At 70.6% G+C, this 21,275-nt stretch carries 27 protein-coding genes and 2 tRNA genes; 12 read left to right on the top strand and 17 right to left on the bottom strand.

Annotated elements, in window-relative coordinates:
- Positions 1-159: 159 nt before the first annotated feature.
- The 9 genes from traB to ABTZ94_RS04830 all read right to left on the bottom strand — a co-directional run bounded on the left by traB (position 160) and on the right by ABTZ94_RS04830 (position 6,184).
- Positions 160-2,181 (bottom strand): plasmid transfer protein TraB, encoded by a 2,022-nt coding sequence (traB, locus tag ABTZ94_RS04790; RefSeq protein WP_502967179.1) that lies wholly within the window; start codon positions 2,179-2,181, stop codon positions 160-162.
- A 53-nt stretch (positions 2,182-2,234) separates the two neighbouring features.
- Complete coding sequence (gene traA / locus ABTZ94_RS04795; protein ID WP_351197501.1) at positions 2,235-2,801, bottom strand: plasmid transfer protein TraA; 567 nt, start codon at positions 2,799-2,801, stop codon at positions 2,235-2,237.
- A 13-nt stretch (positions 2,802-2,814) separates the two neighbouring features.
- Entirely contained in the window at positions 2,815-3,207 is a 393-nt protein-coding gene (locus ABTZ94_RS04800) for a DUF3307 domain-containing protein (RefSeq protein WP_351197503.1), read from the bottom strand.
- A complete protein-coding gene (locus ABTZ94_RS04805) occupies positions 3,197-3,547 on the bottom strand; it encodes an RRQRL motif-containing zinc-binding protein (protein WP_351197505.1) in 351 nt (116 codons plus the stop codon). The genes ABTZ94_RS04800 and ABTZ94_RS04805 overlap by 11 nt, the downstream gene beginning before the upstream one ends.
- On the bottom strand, positions 3,544-4,002 hold the full coding sequence (locus tag ABTZ94_RS04810) for a hypothetical protein (protein ID WP_351197507.1): 459 nt from the start codon (positions 4,000-4,002) through the stop codon (positions 3,544-3,546). The genes ABTZ94_RS04805 and ABTZ94_RS04810 overlap by 4 nt, the downstream gene beginning before the upstream one ends.
- A complete protein-coding gene (locus ABTZ94_RS04815) occupies positions 3,999-5,036 on the bottom strand; it encodes a DUF2637 domain-containing protein (RefSeq protein ID WP_351197509.1) in 1,038 nt (345 codons plus the stop codon). Before ABTZ94_RS04815 ends, ABTZ94_RS04810 begins: the two co-directional genes overlap by 4 nt.
- Entirely contained in the window at positions 5,033-5,317 is a 285-nt protein-coding gene (locus tag ABTZ94_RS04820) for a DUF6303 family protein (protein WP_351197602.1), read from the bottom strand. The genes ABTZ94_RS04815 and ABTZ94_RS04820 overlap by 4 nt, the downstream gene beginning before the upstream one ends.
- The gene (locus ABTZ94_RS04825) at positions 5,317-5,622 is read right to left on the bottom strand and encodes a hypothetical protein (RefSeq protein WP_351197511.1); all 306 of its coding nucleotides are present in this window, start codon (positions 5,620-5,622) and stop codon (positions 5,317-5,319) included. The genes ABTZ94_RS04820 and ABTZ94_RS04825 overlap by 1 nt, the downstream gene beginning before the upstream one ends.
- Before the next feature lie 181 nt (positions 5,623-5,803).
- Entirely contained in the window at positions 5,804-6,184 is a 381-nt protein-coding gene (locus tag ABTZ94_RS04830) for a RapZ C-terminal domain-containing protein (protein WP_351197512.1), read from the bottom strand.
- Positions 6,185-6,978: 794 nt separating this feature from the next.
- Between ABTZ94_RS04830 and ABTZ94_RS04835 the strand changes: the two genes are divergently transcribed.
- The 3 genes from ABTZ94_RS04835 (at position 6,979) to ABTZ94_RS04845 (ending at position 9,200) form a co-directional block, all read left to right on the top strand.
- On the top strand, positions 6,979-7,827 hold the full coding sequence (locus tag ABTZ94_RS04835) for a GntR family transcriptional regulator (RefSeq protein ID WP_351197514.1): 849 nt from the start codon (positions 6,979-6,981) through the stop codon (positions 7,825-7,827).
- A complete protein-coding gene (locus ABTZ94_RS04840; protein WP_351197516.1) occupies positions 7,824-8,507 on the top strand; it encodes an HAD family hydrolase in 684 nt (227 codons plus the stop codon). The genes ABTZ94_RS04835 and ABTZ94_RS04840 overlap by 4 nt, the downstream gene beginning before the upstream one ends.
- 243 nt (positions 8,508-8,750) lie before the next feature.
- Positions 8,751-9,200: a 2-thiouracil desulfurase family protein gene (locus tag ABTZ94_RS04845; RefSeq protein ID WP_351197518.1), complete on the top strand. Its 450-nt coding sequence runs from the start codon at positions 8,751-8,753 to the stop codon at positions 9,198-9,200.
- 76 nt (positions 9,201-9,276) lie between these two features.
- Here ABTZ94_RS04845 and ABTZ94_RS04850 read toward each other — a convergent pair whose 3' ends face one another.
- Positions 9,277-9,933, bottom strand: a complete 657-nt coding sequence (locus ABTZ94_RS04850; protein ID WP_351197520.1) for an SDR family oxidoreductase — start codon at positions 9,931-9,933, stop codon at positions 9,277-9,279.
- A 34-nt stretch (positions 9,934-9,967) separates the two neighbouring features.
- Positions 9,968-11,272: an amidohydrolase family protein gene (locus tag ABTZ94_RS04855; RefSeq protein WP_351197522.1), complete on the bottom strand. Its 1,305-nt coding sequence runs from the start codon at positions 11,270-11,272 to the stop codon at positions 9,968-9,970.
- 302 nt (positions 11,273-11,574) lie between these two features.
- On the opposite strand from ABTZ94_RS04855, the gene ABTZ94_RS04860 reads away from it, so the two are divergent.
- The 7 genes from ABTZ94_RS04860 to ABTZ94_RS04890 all read left to right on the top strand — a co-directional run bounded on the left by ABTZ94_RS04860 (position 11,575) and on the right by ABTZ94_RS04890 (position 14,433).
- Positions 11,575-11,647, top strand: a tRNA-Thr gene (locus ABTZ94_RS04860).
- 44 nt (positions 11,648-11,691) lie between these two features.
- Positions 11,692-11,764, top strand: a tRNA-Met gene (locus tag ABTZ94_RS04865).
- Between the two features lie 89 nt (positions 11,765-11,853).
- Positions 11,854-12,018: a 50S ribosomal protein L33 gene (gene rpmG, locus ABTZ94_RS04870; protein WP_003956487.1), complete on the top strand. Its 165-nt coding sequence runs from the start codon at positions 11,854-11,856 to the stop codon at positions 12,016-12,018.
- 103 nt (positions 12,019-12,121) lie between these two features.
- A complete protein-coding gene (locus ABTZ94_RS04875) occupies positions 12,122-12,574 on the top strand; it encodes an FAS1-like dehydratase domain-containing protein (RefSeq protein WP_351197524.1) in 453 nt (150 codons plus the stop codon).
- Positions 12,574-13,002, top strand: coding sequence for a MaoC family dehydratase (locus ABTZ94_RS04880; protein ID WP_351197526.1), 429 nt, complete (start codon positions 12,574-12,576; stop codon positions 13,000-13,002). The genes ABTZ94_RS04875 and ABTZ94_RS04880 overlap by 1 nt, the downstream gene beginning before the upstream one ends.
- Before the next feature lie 31 nt (positions 13,003-13,033).
- Complete coding sequence (locus ABTZ94_RS04885) at positions 13,034-13,162, top strand: hypothetical protein (protein ID WP_351197609.1); 129 nt, start codon at positions 13,034-13,036, stop codon at positions 13,160-13,162.
- Between the two features lie 215 nt (positions 13,163-13,377).
- On the top strand, positions 13,378-14,433 hold the full coding sequence (locus ABTZ94_RS04890; protein WP_351197528.1) for a UDP-N-acetylmuramate dehydrogenase: 1,056 nt from the start codon (positions 13,378-13,380) through the stop codon (positions 14,431-14,433).
- A 12-nt stretch (positions 14,434-14,445) separates the two neighbouring features.
- On the opposite strand, the gene ABTZ94_RS04895 is transcribed toward ABTZ94_RS04890, so the two are convergent.
- Positions 14,446-15,081: an NAD(P)-dependent oxidoreductase gene (locus tag ABTZ94_RS04895; protein WP_351197530.1), complete on the bottom strand. Its 636-nt coding sequence runs from the start codon at positions 15,079-15,081 to the stop codon at positions 14,446-14,448.
- A gap of 87 nt (positions 15,082-15,168) precedes the next feature.
- On the opposite strand from ABTZ94_RS04895, the gene ABTZ94_RS04900 reads away from it, so the two are divergent.
- On the top strand, positions 15,169-15,774 hold the full coding sequence (locus ABTZ94_RS04900) for a TetR/AcrR family transcriptional regulator (protein WP_351197532.1): 606 nt from the start codon (positions 15,169-15,171) through the stop codon (positions 15,772-15,774).
- A 214-nt stretch (positions 15,775-15,988) separates the two neighbouring features.
- The gene (locus tag ABTZ94_RS04905; protein ID WP_351197533.1) at positions 15,989-16,318 is read left to right on the top strand and encodes a chorismate mutase; all 330 of its coding nucleotides are present in this window, start codon (positions 15,989-15,991) and stop codon (positions 16,316-16,318) included.
- 26 nt (positions 16,319-16,344) lie between these two features.
- Here the strand turns inward: ABTZ94_RS04905 and ABTZ94_RS04910 are convergent, their stop codons facing one another.
- The 5 genes from ABTZ94_RS04910 to ABTZ94_RS04930 all read right to left on the bottom strand — a co-directional run bounded on the left by ABTZ94_RS04910 (position 16,345) and on the right by ABTZ94_RS04930 (position 21,252).
- The gene (locus ABTZ94_RS04910) at positions 16,345-16,860 is read right to left on the bottom strand and encodes a GNAT family protein (protein ID WP_351197535.1); all 516 of its coding nucleotides are present in this window, start codon (positions 16,858-16,860) and stop codon (positions 16,345-16,347) included.
- A gap of 142 nt (positions 16,861-17,002) precedes the next feature.
- The gene (locus ABTZ94_RS04915) at positions 17,003-18,580 is read right to left on the bottom strand and encodes an acyl-CoA synthetase (RefSeq protein ID WP_351197537.1); all 1,578 of its coding nucleotides are present in this window, start codon (positions 18,578-18,580) and stop codon (positions 17,003-17,005) included.
- An 81-nt stretch (positions 18,581-18,661) separates the two neighbouring features.
- Complete coding sequence (gene hcaB, locus ABTZ94_RS04920) at positions 18,662-19,534, bottom strand: 3-(cis-5,6-dihydroxycyclohexa-1,3-dien-1-yl)propanoate dehydrogenase (protein WP_351197539.1); 873 nt, start codon at positions 19,532-19,534, stop codon at positions 18,662-18,664.
- Positions 19,535-19,537: 3 nt separating this feature from the next.
- Positions 19,538-20,413 carry an alpha/beta fold hydrolase gene (locus ABTZ94_RS04925; RefSeq protein ID WP_351197540.1) on the bottom strand — a complete coding sequence of 292 codons (876 nt, stop codon included), beginning with the start codon at positions 20,411-20,413 and terminating at the stop codon, positions 19,538-19,540.
- A 275-nt stretch (positions 20,414-20,688) separates the two neighbouring features.
- Positions 20,689-21,252: a 3-phenylpropionate/cinnamic acid dioxygenase subunit beta gene (locus tag ABTZ94_RS04930; protein ID WP_351197542.1), complete on the bottom strand. Its 564-nt coding sequence runs from the start codon at positions 21,250-21,252 to the stop codon at positions 20,689-20,691.
- Between the last annotated feature and the right edge of the window lie 23 nt (positions 21,253-21,275).

A 21,275-nucleotide genomic window follows, 5' to 3' on the forward strand; every position in this document is an offset into this window, starting at 1 on the left:
CGGGGCCCCTGCGCGCGGTGCGACGAGAGGCCCCGGGTGGGGGTGTCACGTGCGGTGTCAGGGGGTGTCACGCGGGTGTCAGGGCCTGGTGTCAGGGCGCGTGACACCCGCTCCCGCCTAGGGGTTTGGGTGTCACGCGCCCCGTGACGGTGTCAGGCGTCACGCGGGTGTCAGGGCGGGGACGATCCGCCACCGGCCGGTCTGGTTCGTCGGCTGCAGGCGGCCCTCCAGAGCGGCGTCACGGAGCCTCGCGGAGACCCACGGTCGGCTGTAGCCGTTGGCGTCGCACCAGTCCATGAAGTCCTTCGGCCCGACGACCATCTGCCCGGCCTCCTCGAACTCGTCGAGGGCGCGGGCGAACAGCTCCCGTGCCTCCTCCGGGGACGGCTTGCGGCCGGTGTCTTGACCGAACAGCGGGGTGTCGTCGCCCTGCTGGGCCGGAGGCAGGTCGGCCTCGGGGTCCATGGCGGCGTCCTCGGGGTCGAGGAGGGTGCCGGTCTGGATGGTGTCGTCCTGGTCCGGCACGGCAACCTGCCCTGTCTCGTCGGTGTCGGTGCGGCGGCCGGTGTACGCGTTGCCGACGACTGCCCTGGCGGCCCCGGCGGTGACGGGGTCGGCGCTCGCCCCGTTGCGGACGGCCCACTGGGCGAGCATTTCCATGACCGCCGTGGCGTCCTGGGTGAACTGCCGTGTACGGGCGGGGCTGGCGTAGCGGTCGGGGTCGATGCCGCCCGCGACGACGTAGCAGTAGCCGGGCTTGCGGTTGCCCCATGCTCCGGGGTGGGCGCCCTGGTCGATGACCGTGTCCGGGAGGCTGAACCCCTCGTCCCTCGGGTCGCAGCCGAGCGCGATCACGGACGGGAGCGAGGCCCGGGTACTGGTCGACATCTGGTCGTACGAGGGGCGCTGGAGGGACACGAACAGCGAGCACCCGGCGGACCGGGCTTCCTGGGCGATGCCGGTGAACGCGTCGTCCCCGAGCTGCCTCAGCGTGTTGGCGGCCTCTTCCATCCACGCGACCAGGTACGGCATGCCCTCGCAGCCGCAGGCCGTGCGGTCCGGCCGGCAGGAGTGAGCCGGATCGGTCTGCCGCTCGGCTGCCTGCGGCGTCCACTGCCTGTAGGAGTGCTTGCCCAGCCACCCGGTCCGGGCCGGGATGACGTGCTGGAGCGCTTCGACCATCGCCTCGGTCCCGGCCCCGCCCTCCACGGCCCAGTCGTAGGCGGGCAGCAGCGGCCGGAAGTCCTGGAACGCCTTGGGGTCGGACAGCCACACGATGACGTCGCGGCGGGACAGGATCTCGGCCTGGAGGTTCAGGGCGGTGTCGCCCTTGCCGGACCCGGTGCCCCCGGCGACAAGGAAGTGCTGGCCGTTGCGCCCGACGTCCGGATCGCCGGGCAGCCACACCATCAGCGGGGAGCCGTCGTCGTACCGGCCGATGACGAGCGGTTCCATGATCGAGGCGCCCGGCCGCGACGGGCCGTCCCATACCTGGGGCTCGGTCAGCATGTCCTTGGGCACGATGACCAGGTCCCCGCGACGGGCGGAGTCCGGGTCGGGCTGGAACCGCACCGCCGACTGCGGCAGGTCCAGCGCGGACGCGATGCGCACCAGCGCCTTCGCGACATCGTCAGTGGTCTGCTCCCCGCCCTCCAGGGCGAGCGCCGCAGTGACGCGGTTCGGCTCGACCTCAGTCCGGCCGATCTTCGCCTTCGCGAGGCCGACCTTTTCCAGCAGGCTCTTGTCCGCCGACTCGGTGACCGTCCCACCGTCCGATGTCCGCAGCGCCATCCGGATGTTCCAGGACAGGGCGAGCACGGCTCCGCCCATGAGGTAGGTGTCGGGCAGGATGCCGGTCAGGGGCCCGGCAAGAGCCGCGCCGGTCATCCACCCGGACCCGGCCGCGACCGTGATCGCGGAGTGCAGGCGACGCTGCGGGCTGGTCTCCCGCCCCGCCCACCAGGTGGCCCCGGTCAGGGCGACGGTCGACAGGGTCAGCCCGACCCCGGCCGCGACCGAGTCGGCCCACAGCAGGTGCGCGCCCGACCCGGCGACGCCGACCCCGGCGACGCCGAGCCACGGCGGGAGGTGCGGCTTGGCCCGGTGCAGGAGGTACGCCCCGATGCCGCCCACCCCGGTTGATGTGCTGTGCTCTCGTCGGTTCCTCAACTGCCGTTCCATCCTCTCCAGCTCTCGTTCCACGTCTCGTCCGTCCTGGTCAACCCACCGGCGGCTCACTGCGCGGTCCAGTTCATGCGGGGCCGCTCCGGGCGCTGGGCGCGGTGGCGGTGGGCGCCGAGCTCGCCCTCGTACTCCTGCTGGAACTGGGCGTAGCAAGCCGCGGCGAGCTTGGCGGCGTTGCGCAGCTCGTCGGCCGCGCGCTGCATCTTCCGCGAGACCTTGAACGCGCGGATCTTCGCGCCGCCCATTCGGCCGTCGGGGTCGGGGACGGTGCCCAGCACGGCCTTGAGGATCTCGGCGCCCATGGCGACCTCGAAGGAGAGCATCACGGCGGCGGCCCGCAGGCTGTTGCAGTAGTTGCGGATCTGCGCGGGGCTGCTGAACTCCGGGGCGGGCAGCAGGCTCTGCGACTGCGCCCCCCGGGGCCCGGGGATGTTCTTGTTGTTGTTGACGGTGACGTTGATCGGCGGGACGAACGAGCCGCCCACCGCGCCGACGAAACCGCCGACCGCCGCGCCCGCGTTGTTCGCGAACTTGGCGCCCTTGCCGGTGGGGGCCTGGCCGCCACCGCTGGTCCGGGAGCGTGGCCCGTTGGTGGCCCGGGTGCTGTTGCTTGCCATGGTGATCTCCGTTTCAGGCAGAGAGGAAGAGAGCTGCGACGAGCAGGGCGGCGATGTGGGCGGTCTGGTCGACGTGCGCGGCACCGCCGCGGCTGATCCAGTCAGCCGAGCCGGTGTGCGTCATCCACCACAGGACCGGCCAGCGCCGGTCGATCACCGCGTGCGTGGCACCGATCCACAGGAGCGCGGCCAGGGCGGGCAGCAGCGGAAGCCGCCACCCCAGGACCACCGCACCCAGCGCGAGCAGGAGGCCGCAGACGACGACGTGGGTGGCAGCGTGGGCCAGATTCGGGGCCCAGCCCTTCCACCCGGGCCCGGCCTTGTGCTCGGCCTGGTGATCGGTCTGAAGTGCGTAATCGGCGACCAGGTGGCCGACGTAGAGCAGGAACGCGAGATCAGCGAACACGAGACGCCTCCTCGGCGGTGGGGTTGTCGTGGCAGGGGGCGCACATGCCGAGCGACCGGGGGATGCAGTACCCCCGGTCCTGCCGGCAGACCGGGCACGTACGGCGCGCGGCCATCGCCGCGGCGAGCGCCGCCCGGCGGGCCGGGGTCATCGGCCGCACCGGACGGGCCCGGTCGATCCGGTAGAGGTAGGCGACCAGCGGGCCGCGACGACGCCGGGGGCGTTCGAGCTGGGCGGCGACGTCCTGACCGCCGGGCCGAAGCCCGAGGGCCCGGAGCTGGCGGCGAGTGGCGTAGCCGTCCGGGGCCAGGCGCCACCGGTAGACCAGCAGCGTGCTCACCGGGTGCCTCCGAGCGGGAGAGTCCGGATACGCCACGGAACCTCGGAGGCCCGCGCCGGGGCCCCGCCGCAGCAGGTGGCGGGCGAGGCCCATCCGTCCCTGGGGGCGCCCTCGGCCTCGGCCGCGATCTCCGCCGCGTCCTGGGTGGCGTGCACGCTGTGCAGCTCCCCGAAGTGGAAGAGGACGTAGACGCGGTCGGCCCGGGCGGCCTGCTTCCGGGCGATGCGCAGCAGCGTCCGCAGGGCCTGGCGGTCCTCGGTGTCGAGAAGGGACTGGGCGCGCAGAGTCTCCAACTCGCCATCAAGGCGGGCAGCATCGGCGATGGCGCGGTCGAGCACGACGCGTAGGTTTCCGCTCTGCTCCAGGCACCTCTCGGCTTCGACACGGGCGGTCTCAGCCTCGGAAACGCGGGCACGCAGGGCGTGCAGGGTGCGGGTACGAACGATCGCGATCACGCGGAGGCTCCTTCAAGGGCGGGGGCGGTCTGGGCCTCGCGCAGTTCCTGGTAGCGGGAGGAGACCCAGCCGGTCGACCAGCCGCACAGCTCGGCGGCCGTGCGCACCGGCAGCCCGGCTTCGACCGCGGCAGCGACGATCTGACGGGCCTTGGGCTCGGGCAGCTTCTCGTTCACCGGTCCGCCGGACAGCAGCGCGGCCCGCTCATGCTCGGCCTGCGCGGCTTGTTCACGGCGTTCATGCTCGGCCTGCTGCTGTTCACGCTCAGCCTTGGCGCGTTCACGGGCCTCACGCTCGCGGCGCTCGTTCTCGCGCCGCCGGGCCGCCTCCTGTTCACGGCGTTCATGCTCGGCCTGCTGCTGTTCACGCTCAGCCTTGACGCGTTCACGGGCCTCACGCTCGGCCCGCTCCCGAGCCTCGATGCGGGCCTGCTCCTCACGCCGGACCCGTTCATCGTGCTCACGCTGTTCACGGGCCAACCCGGCTTCATGCTCGCGCTGTTCACGGGCGATCGCGGCCGTGTGCTCCCGCTCCTCACGGGCACTGCGCTCGGCCCGCTCCCGCGCCTCGATGCGGGAGCGCTCGCGGGCCTCCTTCTCGGCCTGCTGCTGGGCGTTCAGCTCGGTCACAGCGGCAGCGATGGCCCGCCGGTAGGCGAGCCCCGTCTCTGCCGTGACGATGAGCAGCAGCGGCGCGACGGAGTGGACAGCCACCCCGACCAGGTCTTTCTTCAACGCGGAGTCGGCCACGTTCAGGGCGAGGGTCATGCAGCCGGTCATCCACCGCAGCGCGATGGGCCACCGCCCGCCGCGCCCGCCCAGGCGGGCCAGGGTGGCGTCCAGGCGGACCACGATGACCACTGCCGCGTCCACGACCAGCGGCAGGATCGGGGCCGTCCACTGCCACTTCTCGGCGGTGTGACGGGCGGCGAGCGGGGTGACGGTGAGGATCGAGTACAGCATCGCCCCACCGACGATCAGCCACGTCCCTACTGACAAGGCCCGGTCTGCTGAACGGATCTGAGCACTGTTCACGACTCGCCCCCGTCTCGTGAACACACCTGGATCGAGGCGAGGAGACGGACCGGCGATGCGTCGTCACCGTGCGTCTCGTAGTACTCGGCCCACTCCCACCCGGCGCCGCCCGTGAACACGAAGCCGAGCGCGGCGAGCGCCCGTGACCGCTGGGCCACCGTCGGCACGGCGACCGTCGGACCGAAGTCGTGCTCAGGCCACTCAGAGGCCCGAACACCCATCAGCACGACGTACAGGCGCCACCGACCATCACGATTCGAGATCTGCGCGGTGTACTCCATCACGCCGCCACCGCCGAACCGGCGGTGCAGCCCTTCACCGGACGCCGGACCGCGCGACGCGGGCGCCGGCCGTCCGAACGGCGCTTCAGCGACAGCGTCCGCAACAGCGACTCGGCGTACGCGGCGGTCTCCGGGTCACTCTCCCGGAGCTCCGCGAGAACCTCCTGGGCGACGTCCAGCCGCGCCGCCCGCTCCATGGCGGACTCGACAGCCGGACCGGTGAACAGCTCCAGGTCGATGCCCAGGGCCAGTTCCGTGAACTCGCTGGCCGTAACGGCCACGTGACCAGCAACGATGGTCTTCATGGGTCGGTTTCTCCTTGTCTGGGGACGGCCCGAAACTGCGGCTCCGGTGCTCGAACACCGGGGCCGCGGGCCGTTGAGGGTTCCGCCCGTCGACGCGAGCGGTCCGGCCACCGAGAGGTGGCCGTGGTGCCCCGGCAGGGAGTCGAACCCGGCCTGCGACCATCGGGGCTGTGGGGTGTGTTCAGCGCTGGACGACGTCCTTGTCCAGGTCGCGGTGGGTGATGGTGACCGTGAACCCGGCCGTGCGGAGCCGGTCGGCCAGGGCGAGGGCGAAGGTGGGGGCGCGGTGCCGGCCACCGGCACAACCGCCCGCGACAGTCACAGTCCCGGCGCTGGGCCCGGACGCGAATGCACCCACCGCCATGGCGGTGGCACTGACCAGCGCCGTGATGCCGGGAGTGCTCATCACTGTGGTGCGGACCAACTCGTCACGAGCCGTCATGTACCGCAACTCCGGGCTGACGTGCGGGTCACGAAAGTGAGTCCGCAGGTCCACAACCAGGTGGGCTGCGGGCGGGGCATCGTGGAGATAGCCGAACGAGGTGATCTCGACGGCCGTCATCAGCGCCGCCCCTGCGTCCGCGCGTTGTCCTGGCTGCGCTTGTTCGCTTCGGCGTTCTTGCGGGACAGCTCGTCGCGCTCCGCATCTGTCAGACTCGTCAACACAGGGACCTCCTGGGGGTGCCTGTCTGCGCCGTCCGGAGTTGCCTCTCCGGGCGGCGCACTCAGTGGAACCAGCGGATTCCGGCTCCCCTCGGCCCCGCCCGTACAGCCGCAAACAGCGGCCGGACGGGCGGGGGAGGCAACCAGCGCAGCGACCGCTGCGAAGGTGTCCCGACTCCGCGAATCGCCGGGTGACCCGGCTCAGTCCGCAGATCGGGTGGACGCGAAGGGCATTGCTGCCCGTGCCGGTCCAGGGCACGGGCAGCGCCCGGATTCTTCGTCGGTACACGTCGACCTCCAGGGAAGGCGGACATGGGTACGTGGTGTAGGTCGCGATCTCTGCCCTTGTCTCACCGCACGTGAAAGACCCCTCAGTCGTCCCGAAGGGCGACCCGGAGCAAGGTGCTTGCTGGCTCGTGTATTGCTCGTGCGGCAGGGCCTGCGGCTTGTCGCAGATGCCTGTTGATCTATGTCCACTGTTCAGTTCTCAAGGAACAGGGCTTCCTTTGGGCTCACTCCCGTTGTCGGGACCCTCCGGGCGCTCTGGTGGTGCGTGGAAGCAGCCCAAAGAACGGGCCCTTCTGCTGTCTCCGCTGCGTTCTCGGCGACATGCTCAACATAGGCAACCTGCTTAGGCAGGTCAAGGGGGTTGGGTGAGCTGTGCGTGTTGGGCATGTTGATTAGAATGGATGAATGAGCCTCGACCCGGACGACCCGCGACCGCCGTATCAGCAGGTCAGCAGCTCTCTGCGAGCTGCGATCCTCACGAAGAAGGAAGGTTTCACTCCCGGGGACAAACTCCCATCCGGTCCTGAGCTGGCCAGGCGCTACAGCGTGGCGCGCGGCACTGTGGACAAGGCTCTGGAGCTGCTTCGGAGCGAGGGGCTGATCATCACTCGCCAGGGCAGCGGGTCATTCGTGCGTGAGCGCACGGAGCGGCCGGTGGGCCTCCGCCCTCACATCGAGGCAGCGTTCGGCGAGCCGCAAGTCACCCTCGACTTCGCTGGGTTCTCCAGCGAGACCCTGCACAACGCCATGCAGGAACCGTTGGACAAGATTCGGTCAGGCCGCCTTACCCCTGAATCGATCACAGTGCGACTGCTGTTGCCCGATACGACTGCGCCCATGGCCGTTCCGGTACTGGTCGACGGCCTTCAGGACGATCTGGCGCTGCGCGACCGAGCCCGGAACATCGCGCTGACGAACGCCGGCGGTATCAAGCACTCCGTCGAAGTGCTCGCGGAATACGGCCTGGTGAAGTCCGTCAATGTAGAGGTGCGTGTTCACCGGGCGTCCAGCCTGTTCAAGCTCTACATCCTGAACCAGCGAGAAGCCTTCTTCGGGTTCTACCCCCTCCGGGAGCGGTCGCTCTCAGTGGAAGGCGAGTCCCGCACGTTCTTCGACGTCACGGGCAAGGACACGACGCTCTTTCACCACTCCGCCGGACCGGATGACGCGTCGCTCGGCTCCCTCTACCTCCAGCAAGCACAGCTCTGGTTCAACAGCGTCTGGACCACCATCTCCTATGAGCGGAAGCCATGAATACGACCCAGCTCACTGACGTGCTCCGCCCCGCCCGGCATCTCTTCCTCGACTTCGATGGCCCGGTCTGCTCGGTCTTTGCGGGAATGCCCGCTCCCGATGTGGCACGAGGGTTGTACGAGTCTCTCCGCCCCGCCCTTGCGCCGGGGGACCCCGAAGGCTGGGCGACGGAGTCTGACCCGCTCGCGCTCCTGCGGAGCGTCGCAGACACACGGCCGGATTTGGCAGCCCGAGCAGACGAAACGCTGACGCGCTTGGAGGTGGAAGCGGTCGCGCTTGCCGAGGAGACCGCCGGCGGGGAGACCACCATTCGAGCCTGCGCCGAATCGGGTCGCTCAGTCTGGATCATCAGCAACAATTCGGGGGATGCGATCCGCGCGTACCTGGCTGATCGTGGACTCGATGGGGCGGTCACGGGGGTGTTTGGCCGTGTGCCGGGCGATCCGGCATCTATGAAGCCCAATCCGCGCCTGCTGCTGGACGCGCTGTCCGCCGCGTCGGCCACACCTGCGGAGTGCATCTTCGTCGGAGACGCGGCACGCGATGTACAGGCCGGCATTGCGGCTGACGTGGCGACGATCGGCTATGCCAACAAGCCGGGCAAGGCGGCCGTGCTGGCAGCGGCGGGGGCCGTGGCGGTGACGGAATCCATGGGCGTCATCGCGGACGCGCTCAGGTGAAATCTGCCGGCCTCGGTGCTGCTGGTGCCCGGCGAGATGAATACGGGGCGCGACTAGAATTTCCCCCAGACGTCCCCCGAGGAGACAGGGGAACGTGAAAGCGCCTGGTCAAATGGCCTGAAGGTAGCCCGCTGTAAATCTGCCGGCTCAGCCTACCCAGGTTCGAACCCTGGCGCCGCCACATGGTAAGGCCCCTGTCTCAGGACAGGGGCCTTCTTTGTTTCTGTTACGAGGGTTGTGAACATGGAATCTGTGCTGGTCAGCGCCTGTCTGCACGGTGTGCCCTGCCGCTTCGACGGCCGAGGCAAGGCCTCTGCCGCAGTGGCCGAGGCGATCGGAGACCGCCGCCCCGTCGCCTTCTGCCCCGAGGTCGCCGCCGGACTCCCCACCCCGCGCCGCCCCGCCGAGATCGTCGGCGGCGACGGCCACGACGTGCTGGACGGTCGCGCCCGAGTCGTCGACGACACCGGGCACGACGTGACGGAGGAGTTCGTGGACGGCGCCCGGCGGGCGCTGGAGGCCGCGCGCAGGGCCGGGTGCGCCGAGGCGCTACTGATGGCGCGCAGCCCTTCCTGCGGGCGCGGCACGGTCTATGACGGTACGTTCACGGGCGAGCTCCGCGAGGGCGACGGCGTCACTGCCGCCCTGCTGGAGCGCCACGGCATCAAGGTCCGCCAGGCGCCGGGCAGCTGAACCGAGGCGGCGGGCCTCGGCCCGAGACCGGGCGTGCGGTCGTCAGAAAGCCGGACCAACGGCCCGGTTCAACAGCTCAGTTCCCCGCAACGTCCTTCACGGCGACCGCCACCGGCATGTTCCCCGAGATGAGTTCCAGGGTCAGCCCTGCCGTCGCCGGGGTCTCCAGCAGCTCCAGCAGCGCCGCCGCCACATCGTCGCGCGGCACCGGTCCGCGGCCGGCCGAGGCGGTCAGGAGGACCATCCCGGTGCCCGCGTCGTTCGTCAGCATTCCGGGGCGCAGGATCGTCCAGTCGAGTGCGGTCCTGGAGCGCACGTACGCGTCCGCGGCGCCCTTCGCCCGCAGGTAGGCGTCGAAGACCTCGTCGCCCGCGTGGCCGGGGTCGGCGCCCATCGACGAGACCACTACGTAGCGCCGTACGCCCGCCCGTTCCGCCGCGTCCGCGAACAGCACCGCCGCGCCACGGTCCACCGTCTCCTTGCGTTCCGAGCCGCTGTTCGGGCCCGCACCGGCCGCGAAGACCGCCGCGTCGGCACCGCGCAGCACCTCCGCGACCTCCTCCACGGAGGCCGATTCGAGATCCAGGACGACCGGCTCGGCACCTGCCGCCCGGAGGTCCTCGCGCTGTTCCGGATTACGGATGACACCCACGGCTTCGTACCCGCTCGCGGTGAGCAGCCGCTCCAGCCGCAGCGCGATCTGACCATGTCCACCTGCGATGACAATGCGCATGGTCACGACCGTACGCCGCAGCGGGCCGCCGCGCTCAGGGCCCGCCGCAGGGACCGGAATCCGGTCGGCTCTGACGGGGCAGGCCGAGGGCGACGACGGTCTCCGAGTCGCAGTACTCGCGCACCGCACTCGTCCGCGTCACGACCCGGCCGCGATGCACCACGACCCGGCTGTAGGCGAGCGACAGCACACCCGAGAGCTGCTCCCCGCGTACGGCGAGCAACTCGGCTGGGAAGCCGGCCTCGACCCTGACCTCGGGCAGCCCCATCGCCTTCCTCGCGACCGAGGAGACCGCCTCGTACGCCTCATTGGCCCGCATCCCGCTCTGCGAGGCCAGGAGATAGGCGGCCTCCAGCGGATCCCCGCGTCCCACAGGGTTTGCGACGTCCCGCAGCGCTCCGCTGCCCGCCGCGACCCGTACTCCGGCCGCACGCAGCAGCCGTACGGGGGCGGTGCCCCGGCCTTCCGCCCCGCAGCAGCCGCCCTGGGGGAGGCAGATCACCGTCACCCCGGCCGCGGCGAGCTGGTCGGCCGCACGGCCTGCGGCCTGAGGAGGAAGCCGGGAGAGGCTGGCGCACGGGCCGATGGAGACACCGGGCCGCAGCCCGCCTGCCATGGTGGCCAATCGGCCGAGCCGGGCCGGATCGGCGCCGTCCGTGTGCAGATCGACCGGACAGCCCTGTTCGGCGGCGATCTCCAGGACGGCTTCTGCGTACCCCGCCGGATCCGGATCGAGGTCTGGGCAGCCGCCGACCGCGCCGGCACCCATCTTCACGGCGTCGCGCAGCATGGCCAGGTTGTCGGCGCCCGCGACGCCGGTGAGCAGTCGGGGTACGGCGACGGAGGTCAGTTCGGCTAGTCCGCGCAGCGAGCGGCTTGCCTGCAGTACGGCTCCGAGGGAGGTGAGGCCTTGGACGTCCCCGATCCGTACGTGTGCGCGCAGTGCGGTGGCGCCGTGGCCGAGCTGCAGCAGGGCGGCCTCGGTGGCGCGGCGCTGGATGTCCTTGGGGCGGTGCGACACGGGTCCCGGACTGTCGGGGCCCGCACCGTGGGCGGTGAGCGCGGTGTCGCTGTGGGCGTGGGGTTCGGCGGGGGCGGGGAGCAGCAGATAGCCGCGCAGGTCCACCCGCGGACCTGGTGCGGTCAGGCTGCCCGCGGTGCCGACGGCCTCGATGCGGCTGCCCCCGAGCCGTACGTCCACGATGCGGCCGTCGGTGAGACGGGCGCCGCAGAGCACCAGGGCGCCGGTCTCGGCGGTGGCGGCGGTGTCGGGACTGCTGGTCGCGTCGGCCGCGTCGGCGGCGTCGTCGTCCGGCTGCCGCGGCTGGCTGTCGGGCATCGCGCTCCTGGGAAGGGGTACAAGGTCACGCAGAGTGAGTCGAGCCTAGGCGCGTGTTCGGTCCGGTTCGAGGAGGAGCGAAATAGTCGTACCGGTGTGGCCCTGAGGGGTGTCCGGGGCACGCGTGTGCGACTGGGGCCGTGGTGGCTCATGCGGTGGCCGAGGAGCTGTTCAAGCGGCCGGTGGGCGGGCCGGAAGGCCGCCGGCCGAGGGATCGGCGGGGTCTCGATCAAGGGCGCAGGTCGGGGCTTCGAAACGGATTTGGGCGATCGGCGACCAACCGTGTAATGTCTTCATCGCTCGCCCCAATAGCTCAGTCGGTAGAGCGTCTCCATGGTAAGGAGAAGGTCTGCGGTTCGATTCCGCATTGGGGCTCTGGTGATCGGAAACCCCGCTTCGGCGGGGGGACTGATTATCAAAGCGGTGTAGCTCAGTCGGTAGAGCAAGCGGCTCATAATCGCTGTGTCACCGGTTCAAGTCCGGTCACCGCTACTTACGGTAGCCGATTGTGGGGTCGGTCCTTCGATCGGCTACTCTTTTTTGCGTTCATCCGTTCATCCGTCCGTCCAAGGAGCACTCACGTGGCTGCCACCGACGTCCGCCCGAAGATCACGCTGGCCTGCGTGGAGTGCAAGGAGCGGAACTACATCACCAAGAAGAACCGGCGTAACAACCCGGACCGTCTTGAGATGAAGAAGCACTGCCCGCGCTGCAACTCGCACACTGCGCACCGCGAAACGCGCTGAAACAGGCTCGTACACGAGGCCGTCCCCACTGGGGGCGGCCTCGTGTCGTTGTATGAGGGCTGTCCTTCGGCCTTTTCATCTTTCATCAGGAGGTAGCGAGCTCATGGCGCTCGACCAGTCCTTCGTGGGGCGGATCTATCCGCCCACCCCGCCGTACGAGGTCGGCCGGGAGAAGATTCGCGAGTTCGCCGAGGCGGTGGGCGACACGAATCCGGTGTACGTCGACCCCGAGGCCGCCAAGGCGCTCGGCCACAGCGATGTGATCGCGCCGCCGACGTTCGTCTTCTCGATCACCTTCAAGGCCGCGGGGCAGGTGGTGCAGGACCCGCAGCTGGGCCTGGACTACAGCCGCGTGGTGCACGGTGACCAGAAGTTCACCTATGTGCGCCCCGTGCGGGCGGGGGACCGGCTGACGGTCACCTCGACGATCGAGGGCATCAAGTCCCTGGCGGGCAACGACATCCTGGACATCCGTGGCGAGGTCCACGACGAATCCGGTGAGCACGTCGTGACCGCGTGGACGAAACTGGTGGCGCGCGCCGCCGAGGAGGCGTGATGGCGGCGAAGGTTGCATACGAGTCGGTCGAGGTCGGTACGGAGCTGCCGGCGCAGTCCTTCCCGGTGACCCGGGCCACGCTGGTGCAGTACGCGGGCGCTTCCGGCGACTTCAACCCGATCCACTGGAACGAGAAGTTCGCCCGCGAGGTCGGACTGCCTGATGTGATCGCGCACGGCATGTTCACCATGGCCGAGGCGATCCGGGTGGTCACGGACTGGGTCGGCGACCCGGGCGCTGTCGTCGAGTACGGGGTGCGGTTCACCAAGCCGGTCGTCGTGGCGAACGACGACAAGGGCGGCTTGATCGAGGTCAGTGCCAAGGTGGCCGCCCTGCTGGACGACAGGCAGGTGCGGGTGGACCTGACGGTCATGAGCGAGGGCAAGAAGGTGCTGGGCATGTCCCGCGCAGTGGTGCAGCTCGGCTGAGGCCGTTGAGTGTGGGTGAGGGGCACCGTCCTTGGGCGGTGCCCCTCACGCGTACACCCGCACCTTCGCCGTCCTGCTGATGTTCGGGGCTGCCCTCGGCGACCGGTTCGGCCGACGGCGGCTCTTCCTCGCCGGGCTCACCGTCTTCACCGGCGCCTGAGCCGCGGCAGCACTCCCGCCCGGGACCAACGAACTGATCGCCTGCCGGTGCGGTGGCCCTGGCCGCCCTGCTCGTCCCGGGCCGCCGCACACCTCGGCGCCGGAGCCCGAGGCGGCCGAGGGACGCATCTGAGCCGCCGCCCGAGCCGCGGCCTTGCGCGTACGGTCCGTGGCCCCCGCCCGAGCGGTGGGGCCGCGGACCGTACTCTTGTCCCCGTGCAGGAACTCCACGACGCCCCCCTCGCCCCCCTGACCACCTTCCGGCTCGGCGGCCCCGCCGCCCGCCTCCTCACGGCGACGACCGACGCCGAGGTGATCGAAGCCGTGCACGAGGCCGACGAGAGCGGCACCCCGCTCCTCGTCATCGGCGGCGGCAGCAACCTGGTCATCGGCGACAAGGGCTTCGACGGCACCGCCCTGCGCATCGCGACCGAGGGCTTCGCCCTGGACGGTACGACGCTGGAGCTGGCCGCCGGGGAGGTCTGGACGGACGCCGTCGCCCGCACCGTCGAAGCCGGTCTCGCAGGCATCGAGTGCCTGGCCGGAATTCCGGGCTCCGCGGGTGCGACGCCGATCCAGAACGTCGGCGCCTACGGCCAGGAAGTGTCCTCCACCATCACGGAGGTCGTCGCCTACGACCGGTACACCCGCGAAACGGTCACCATCCCGAACGCCGAGTGCGCGTTCTCGTACCGGCACAGTCGCTTCAAGGCCCAACCCGACCGCTTCGTGGTGCTGCGCGTCCGCTTCGAGCTGGAAGAGGCGGGCGGTCTGTCCGCGCCCCTGAAGTACCCCGAAACGGCCCGCGCCATGGGCGTCGAACAGGGCGAGCGCGTGCCCGCCGCCGCCGCCCGCGAAACGGTGCTCAGGCTCCGCGCCGGCAAGGGCATGGTGCTGGACCCGGAGGACCACGACTCCTGGTCGGCCGGTTCCTTCTTCACCAACCCGATCCTGGAGGAGGCGGAGTACGAGGCGTTCCTCGCCCGCGCCACGGACCGGCTCGGCCCCGAGGTGACGCCCCCCGCCTTCCCCGCGGACGGGGGACGCACCAAGACCTCCGCGGCCTGGCTCATCGACAAGGCCGGTTTCACCAAGGGATACGGCACGGGACCGGCCCGTATCTCCACCAAGCACACCCTCGCGCTCACCAACCGCGGCGGCGCGACCACCGAGGACCTCCTCGCGCTCGCCCGTGAGGTCGTCGCCGGGGTCCACGAGGCATTCGGCGTCACGCTCGTCAACGAACCCGTGACGGTCGGCGTCAGCCTGTAGCGGGCGCGCCGCTCAGTACGCCACGCCCACGCCCTGCTTCACCGCCGCCGGATCGTCGATCAGCGTCAGCATCGCGTGCGCCACGTCGGCCCGCGAGATGGACCGGCCGCTGCGCGGGTTGCCGCCGTAGACCGTGCGGTACGTCCCCGTCAGCGGCCCGTTGGTGAGCTTCGGCGGCCGTACGGACGTCCAGTCCGTCGCGCTGCGGGCCAGTGCGGCCTCCATCAGCGTCAGGTCCGCGTACACCTCTTTGAGGACCGCCCTGATCGCCTTCAGCATCATCCGGTCCAGCAGCGGGTCGTCCGCGGGCTCAGGCGCGACCGGGGCCGCGCTGACCACCAGCAGCCGCCGCGTCCCCTCGGCCTCCATCGCCCGCAGCACCGACCGGGTGAGCCGCTCGGCGATCCCGTCGGCCTTCCGGCCTCGCGAGCCGAGCCCGGAGAGCACCGCGTCCCGGCCCGCGACCGCCTCGCGCAGCGCCTCCGGGTCGTCGATGCGCGCCGCCGTGTGGACCTGTACGGCGGAGAGCGGGACGGCCAGTCGCGCCGGATCACGGACCACCGCCGTCACTCCATGGCCCGCCGCCACCGCCTGGCGGACAATTTCCTGACCGATGCCGCCCGTCGCACCGAACACCGTGATCCTCATTGCACACCATCCCAGGGTGGGTAAGTATTCACTCACCCCTAGAGTGAGCGGATACTCACCACCTCGTCAAGCTTCATTGGAGTGCACATGGAGCAGAAGCCGGCTCGCGTCCGCATCGTCGACGCCGCCCATCAGCTGATGCTCACCATCGGTCTGGCCCGCGTCACCACCAAGGAGATCGCCAGAGCCGCAGGCTGCTCGGAGGCCGCGCTCTACAAGCACTTCCCCAGCAAGGAAGAGCTGTTCGTGGCCGTGCTCAAAGAGCGGCTGCCCAAGCTCAACCCGCTGTTGGAGCGACTCATCGCGACCCCTGGGGCGGGGGAGCGGACCGTTGAGCAGAACCTCACCGAGATCGCCCGCCAGGCCGCCCTCTTCTACGAACAGAGCTTCCCGATCGCCGCTTCGCTGTACGCCGAGCCGAGGCTCAAGGAGCGCCACAACGCGGCGATGAGGGAGCTGGGCACCGGCCCGCACATGCCCATCCGCGGCCTGGACGCGTATCTGCGCTCCGAGCAGGCCGCAGGGCGGGTGCGGGCCGACGCCGACACCTATGCGGCCGCGTCACTGCTCCTTGGGGCCTGCGTGCAGCGGGCGTTCGCCTACGAGGCCACGGAGGGCGGGGGACCGCCGCAGTCCCTCGACGAGTTCGCCGCGTCCGTGGCCAGGGCGCTGATACGGGGGGTCGGGGCTTAAGACCGACCGGCAAATGGGGGGGGGCGGCGTCGCGGGGCTGGGCACGCGCATCTGCCGCGTTGTCGTCAATCACCATGGCTCCTTCCCCAAGCTCTCGGCTGCGCTCGAGCAGGGGAGACCCCATCTGCCTCAATCCTCCGCCTTGCAGCTGCACGCACCCAGCCCCGCTCCTTCTCCCACCCCCCATCTGTCGGCCGGTCTAAGCTCGCTGACCATGACCACGAAGGACATCGACGAGTCCGTGAGCGCGGAACTGAACCGGCTGCGCGAGAGCATCGACAACATTGACGCCGCTGTCGTCCACATGCTCGCCGAGCGCTTCAAGTGCACCCAGCAGGTCGGCCACCTCAAGGCCGCCCACCAGCTCCCCCCGGCCGACCCGGCCCGCGAGAGCCGGCAGATCGCCCGCCTGAGGCAGCTGGCGGAGAGCGCGCACCTGGACCCGGCCTTCGCGGAGAAGCTGCTGAACTTCATCGTGGCGGAGGTCATCCGCCACCACGAGCGGATCGCGGAGGAGTCGGCGAACGGTGACGCGGGGGCCTGAACGGCCCCGCCCGTACCCGTGGGGGATCAGTGCGGCATGTCGTCCAGGGCGGTGGAGACCTCGGTGACCTGCGGAGGTTCCACCACCATCAGGGTCACGGTGCGTTCGTGCAGATCGGCCTCGGCGACCGTACGGAAGTGCCCCGCTGCGTACCGCTCCTGGCCGGGAACATCCTCGGCGTCCGGGGCCGCCATGATGCGGCGACAGTGCGGGTCGGCGCCGAAGAGGGCCCGGGTGAGCGCGTCGAGAAGGGCGGCGGTCTCCGGCTCGGGCTGCGGGGTGAGCGGCTGGAGAGCGAGGAGCAGGTCACGGGCGCCCACCGGGTAGCAGCCGCGCAGCGGGTGGCTCAGCACCCGCTGGATCTCCACCCGGAACGCGGGTGCGGACCCGCCCCGCCGCGCGGTGTACGCGCGGGCGGTGGCGGGAAGGGGAAGGCCGCCGTCCAGGGGTGTGGACGGTACGGGCCGCAGGGTCCACACGCCGACGCGGGCGGGGAGAGCGGGCACCGGCTCCGGGCCGTGACTCATGGTGTGGGGGGACATCGGCGGCCTTCCGCGGGGACGAGGGTACGAGGTCGTGTCGTCGCACGGCAGACGGCAGTTCGACGACACGGCCGAGAGAGAGCGCCGGGCGGACGCGGAGCGGAGGAGTCACCGCTCACCGCGTCACCCGCCGCGGGGGTGGTCAGTCCGCAACCGCCGTGACCTGCTGGAGGACGATGTCGCGCACCTGGCCCTTGAGCAGCTTGCCGCCCGCGTTGCGGGGAAGCTCCGGGGCGACCACCAGTCGGGTGGGCAGCTTGTACCGGGCGAGCTGACGGCTCGCGAAGTCACGCACCTTCTCCAGCAGCGGCTCGACTCCCGGCTCGCAGACCAGGACCGCGACGACGGTCTCGCCCCATTTGGGGTCGGGTATCCCCACGACGGCGACCTCGACGGTTCCGGGAAAAGCGCTGAGGACCCGCTCGACCTCGGCGGGGTAGATGTTCTCCCCGCCGCTGATGATCATGTCCTTGAGGCGGTCGACGATGAAGTAGTGGCCGTCCTTGTCCCGGTAGCCGACGTCGCCGCTGTGGAACCAGCCCGCATCGTCGAAAGCCTCACGGGTGGCGGTCTGGTTGTTCCAGTAACCGCTGACGACATTGGGGCCGCGCACGCAGATCTCACCGCGCACATCGGGCTCCTCGATGACGCCGCCCTTTCCCGGAGCCCTCAGGCACACCTCCGTGTACGGCATGGGAAGCCCTGCCGAACCGGTCTTCTCCAGGGTGAGCGCCGCCGGGAGGTAGGTGGCGAACGGGGCGGTCTCGGTGAGGCCCCACGCCTGCTGGAGAAGGACCCCGTGGGTGTGCGCGTATTCCTCGATGAGCTGCGGCGGCACGGCCGCTCCCGCCACGATGACCGCCCGTAGCGCGGCGAGGTCCGCCTCGGTGAACCCCGGTACGCGGGCGAGCGCCGCGAACATGGCGGGCACGGCGAAGATGCTGGTCACCCGGTGCTCCACCAGGTCGGTCAGACACTGTGCGGGGTCGAAGGAGCGGCGTACGACGACCGTGCCGCCACGGGTCAGGGTGCGCAACGTGAGGGCGTTCAGCCCGCCGATGTGGAACAGCGGGGCGACGGCCAGGTTCACGTCGTCGGGGCGGGTGTCGACCATGGAGTCCACGTTGACCGCGTTCCACCACAGATTGCCGTGCGTGAGCATGACGCCCTTGGGGCGGCCGGTCGTCCCCGACGTGTACATCAGGGCGGCCAGGTCGTCGTCGCCCAGCGATACTGCGGCCGGCCGTCCCGCGTCGGCCGACAGCAGCTCCGACAGGAGCGTCCATACGGCGGGCGGAGCGGGCGCGGCCGGGCACGAGGGGTCCGTGTCCACGAGGACGGGCCGGCGTACCGGGATCTCGGCGAGGATCGACTCGGCCAGTGCGCGGTGGCTCTCCTCGACGATCAGTGTGTGGGCACCGGAGTCGGTGAGGATGTGCCGCACCTCGTCGGCCGCGAGGCGGTGGTTGACCGGCACGAACACCGCGCCGAGATGACCGGCGGCCAGCAGCGCCTCGAACAGGGTGACGCTGTTGAGCCCCAGATACGCCACCCGGTCACCACGTCGCAGACCCCGCGCCGCGAGGCCCGCGGCCAGTCGGCTCACGGTGGTGGCGAGGGCGCCTGCGGTGACGGTCCTGCCCTCGTAGACGAGGACGGTGGCGGCTGCGTCGTACCGGGCTCTGCGCTGCACGGCGGCAGCGGGACTGATGTCGACCATGACCCGAACGGCTCCTTCGGTGGCTGTCGGCAGGTGGGCGTGAAGGGGGGAGACAAACGGTGCGTCGCCTCGGAGCCGGGCTCAGAGGTCGCTGCCACCGGCCGCGCTGCGGAATCCGCGAACGGCGATACCGCCGTCGACGGGCACCACGGCACCGGTGATGTTGCCGCTGTTGCGGCGGGAAGCCAGCAGGACGTACGTCCCGGTGAAGTCCTCCGGCTCCACACTCGCCTCGTACAGCGGCACGTGCGGACGGGCGCCGGCGGCCTCGGCGCGGGCGAACGAGTCCTCGATCCTGCGCGCCTCCAGCCCCAGGCTCTCCGGACCGCGCAGCTGGGTGCGCATACCGCCGCAGGCGACGCCGTTGACCCGGACCTTGGGGGCGAGTTCATAGGCGAACTCGCGGACCAGACCAAGACAGGCATGCTTGCTCGCGGTGTAGACCGGTCCGCCGCCGTTGGCATGGAAGGAGGAATTGGAGAGCGTCATGATGATGCTGCCTCTGGTCTTGACCAGCTCTCGCCAGGCCGCCTCCACGGCGAGCAGGTAGCCCTTGACGTTGACGGAGAAGATCTCGTCGAACGCCTCGGCCAGCTCCGCGCCCGACAGCCGGGTGAGGCTGCGGTGATAGTCCCAGATCCCGGCATTGGGTACCAGGACGTCCAGTCTGCCGAACCGCTCGACGGTCCCCGCGACCGCTCCGTGCAGATCCTGTGTCGAGCGTACGTCACCGGAGATCGGCAGCACCCGGTCCGCGTGCTCGCCCGCGGCCTCGACCAGCGCCGCGAGCTGCCCGGCGTCCCGGTCCAGGACGGCGACCGACGCGCCCTCGGCGAGGTAGCGCAGCGCGATGGCGCGGCCCAGGCCGCTCGCGCCACCCGTGATCAGCGCGACGTCTCCGGCGAGCCAGCCTGCGGCCGGGGCGTTCGCGGTGTTCGGTACGGGCTCGGACATGACTCAGCGCTCCTGGAGGAAGTCGGTGACGAGACGCTCGAACTCGGCCTGCCGCTCCAGTTGCACCCAGTGGCCGCAGCCGCCGAAGACATGCAGCTGGACGTCCCGGATCTGCTTGAGCATGAGCTGTGCGCCGTCCAGGGTGATGGTCCGGTCGTCGCGGCCCCACAGCAACAGGGTCGGGGCCTTGATCCGGTGGACGTCGCGCCAGAGCGGGTCCATGCCGTGCCGCTTGGTGAACGCGGCGTTGTAGCGGTGGTAGAACTCGATGTGGCTCGGGTCCAGGGACGCCTCGTAACGGGCCTGGACGGTGTCCTCCCACCGCTTGGGCTCGGCCGTCATGACGCGGATGAAGTCCCGCATCTTCTTCACCGTCGGGCCTTCGCCGTTGTAGTACCGGAACATCGCCTTCTGCCCCTCGGTGGGGGTGGGGCCGAAGGGCAGCCAGCCGCCGCCGGGCGCCATCAGCACCAGCTTCGCGACTCTCTCGGGGGCGGCGAGGGCGAGGGCGATGGCGGCCGCGCCGCCGAGGCTGTTGCCCAGCAGATGGAAGCGCTCGATGCCGAGGCCGTCGAGGGCCTGGAGCACGGCGTCGACGGTGATCCCGGTGATGGAACGGGCGTCGAGATCCTCCTCGGTCGGGCGGTAGCTGCCGCCGAAGCCCGGCTGGTCGGGCAGCACGACCCGGAAGTGCGGGGCGAGCGCGGCGAGGTTGTGCCGGTAGTTGGCCAGGCCGTCGGCCCCCGGCCCGCCCCCGTGCAGCATCACGAGCACCGGGCCTTCGCCCGCTTCGCTGACCGAGACCGGGCCCAGCGAGGTCTGGACGATGTGGGTGACGATCTCGGGCTGTACGGCGTCGTCGTCGAGGGCAGAGGCCACGGGGAACTCCAGGAGGTGCGGGGGATTTCGGGGTACGGGGCAAAGGGCCGGGGGCCCGCCGGAGCGGGACCGGCGCCTCAGCGGCTGTCGGGTGACCTCTGATCGGGCGGCCGCGCCCTGGCACGCACGCTTCCCGCGTTGCCGAGATGTCCTAGTAGCTCCTTCCCCAAGCTCTCAAGGAGCAGGGGAGGCCCCATCCGAGGACATCTCGGCGCCTTGGAATCGCACGCACCAGACCGCGTCCGCTGTCCGATCGAAGGTCGCCCGACAGCCACTCAGAGGAAGGTGCTGATGTTCTTGGCGAGCAGCACGTTCTGGTCGAGCAGGATGTGGCGGCGTACCACCTTCAACGAGCCATCGGCGGCCCGCCGCAGCAGATCGGTGCGGCCGCCCGCGTACAGATCGACCTCACGTTCCAGGCGGTTGCGGTAGACCAGGAACGAGGACTCGGCGATGTACGTGCCGTCCTCGTCACCGGGGCGCACGGCCACGTTGGTGACCAGGTGCCGGGTGCGCGACGGCGGGTCCTCGGCCCAGGCCATGCCGGAGTCGAAGCGCCGGATGCGCCAGGCGAGGCTGTCCTTCGTCTCGTCGAAGATCGCCACCTCGCCGGGGGTGCCGTCGGCGAGCGACTGCTGGCGGCGCAGCCGGTTGGTGCGTACGGGCGCCCAGTAGTGCAGGTCGTCGGCGAGCAGCTCCAGCCAGTCGGCGTACCGGTGCTGGTCGAGCAGATGGGCTTCGAGGGTGTAGAAGCGCTGTACCTCGAAGTGGAGCAGCAGATCGTCCAGGGCCGGCCCGCCCGTGGGGGCGGCGGCGGATTCCGTGGTGTGGATGCTCATGGATCCTCCTTGCGTGCCGCGCT

This window comes from Streptomyces sp. NPDC002785 (assembly GCF_040295565.1).
In the GTDB taxonomy this organism is placed as follows: Bacteria; Actinomycetota; Actinomycetes; order Streptomycetales; family Streptomycetaceae; genus Streptomyces.

What these genes read in the sequence shown, in the direction of transcription:
- traB (WP_502967179.1), bottom strand. Translation starts at nt 2,181, where the DNA reads ATGGAACGGCAGTTGAGGAACCGACGAGAGCACAGCACATCAACCGGG.
- traA (WP_351197501.1), bottom strand. Translation starts at nt 2,801, where the DNA reads ATGGCAAGCAACAGCACCCGGGCCACCAACGGGCCACGCTCCCGGACC.
- ABTZ94_RS04820 (WP_351197602.1), bottom strand. Translation starts at nt 5,317, where the DNA reads ATGGAGTACACCGCGCAGATCTCGAATCGTGATGGTCGGTGGCGCCTG.
- ABTZ94_RS04825 (WP_351197511.1), bottom strand. Translation starts at nt 5,622, where the DNA reads ATGAAGACCATCGTTGCTGGTCACGTGGCCGTTACGGCCAGCGAGTTC.
- ABTZ94_RS04830 (WP_351197512.1), bottom strand. Translation starts at nt 6,184, where the DNA reads ATGACGGCCGTCGAGATCACCTCGTTCGGCTATCTCCACGATGCCCCG.
- ABTZ94_RS04835 (WP_351197514.1), top strand. Translation starts at nt 6,979, where the DNA reads ATGAGCCTCGACCCGGACGACCCGCGACCGCCGTATCAGCAGGTCAGC.
- ABTZ94_RS04840 (WP_351197516.1), top strand. Translation starts at nt 7,824, where the DNA reads ATGAATACGACCCAGCTCACTGACGTGCTCCGCCCCGCCCGGCATCTC.
- ABTZ94_RS04845 (WP_351197518.1), top strand. Translation starts at nt 8,751, where the DNA reads ATGGAATCTGTGCTGGTCAGCGCCTGTCTGCACGGTGTGCCCTGCCGC.
- ABTZ94_RS04850 (WP_351197520.1), bottom strand. Translation starts at nt 9,933, where the DNA reads ATGCGCATTGTCATCGCAGGTGGACATGGTCAGATCGCGCTGCGGCTG.
- ABTZ94_RS04855 (WP_351197522.1), bottom strand. Translation starts at nt 11,272, where the DNA reads ATGCCCGACAGCCAGCCGCGGCAGCCGGACGACGACGCCGCCGACGCG.
- ABTZ94_RS04875 (WP_351197524.1), top strand. Translation starts at nt 12,122, where the DNA reads ATGGCGCTCGACCAGTCCTTCGTGGGGCGGATCTATCCGCCCACCCCG.
- ABTZ94_RS04880 (WP_351197526.1), top strand. Translation starts at nt 12,574, where the DNA reads ATGGCGGCGAAGGTTGCATACGAGTCGGTCGAGGTCGGTACGGAGCTG.
- ABTZ94_RS04895 (WP_351197530.1), bottom strand. Translation starts at nt 15,081, where the DNA reads ATGAGGATCACGGTGTTCGGTGCGACGGGCGGCATCGGTCAGGAAATT.
- ABTZ94_RS04900 (WP_351197532.1), top strand. Translation starts at nt 15,169, where the DNA reads ATGGAGCAGAAGCCGGCTCGCGTCCGCATCGTCGACGCCGCCCATCAG.
- ABTZ94_RS04905 (WP_351197533.1), top strand. Translation starts at nt 15,989, where the DNA reads ATGACCACGAAGGACATCGACGAGTCCGTGAGCGCGGAACTGAACCGG.
- ABTZ94_RS04910 (WP_351197535.1), bottom strand. Translation starts at nt 16,860, where the DNA reads ATGTCCCCCCACACCATGAGTCACGGCCCGGAGCCGGTGCCCGCTCTC.
- ABTZ94_RS04915 (WP_351197537.1), bottom strand. Translation starts at nt 18,580, where the DNA reads ATGGTCGACATCAGTCCCGCTGCCGCCGTGCAGCGCAGAGCCCGGTAC.
- hcaB (WP_351197539.1), bottom strand. Translation starts at nt 19,534, where the DNA reads ATGTCCGAGCCCGTACCGAACACCGCGAACGCCCCGGCCGCAGGCTGG.
- ABTZ94_RS04930 (WP_351197542.1), bottom strand. Translation starts at nt 21,252, where the DNA reads ATGAGCATCCACACCACGGAATCCGCCGCCGCCCCCACGGGCGGGCCG.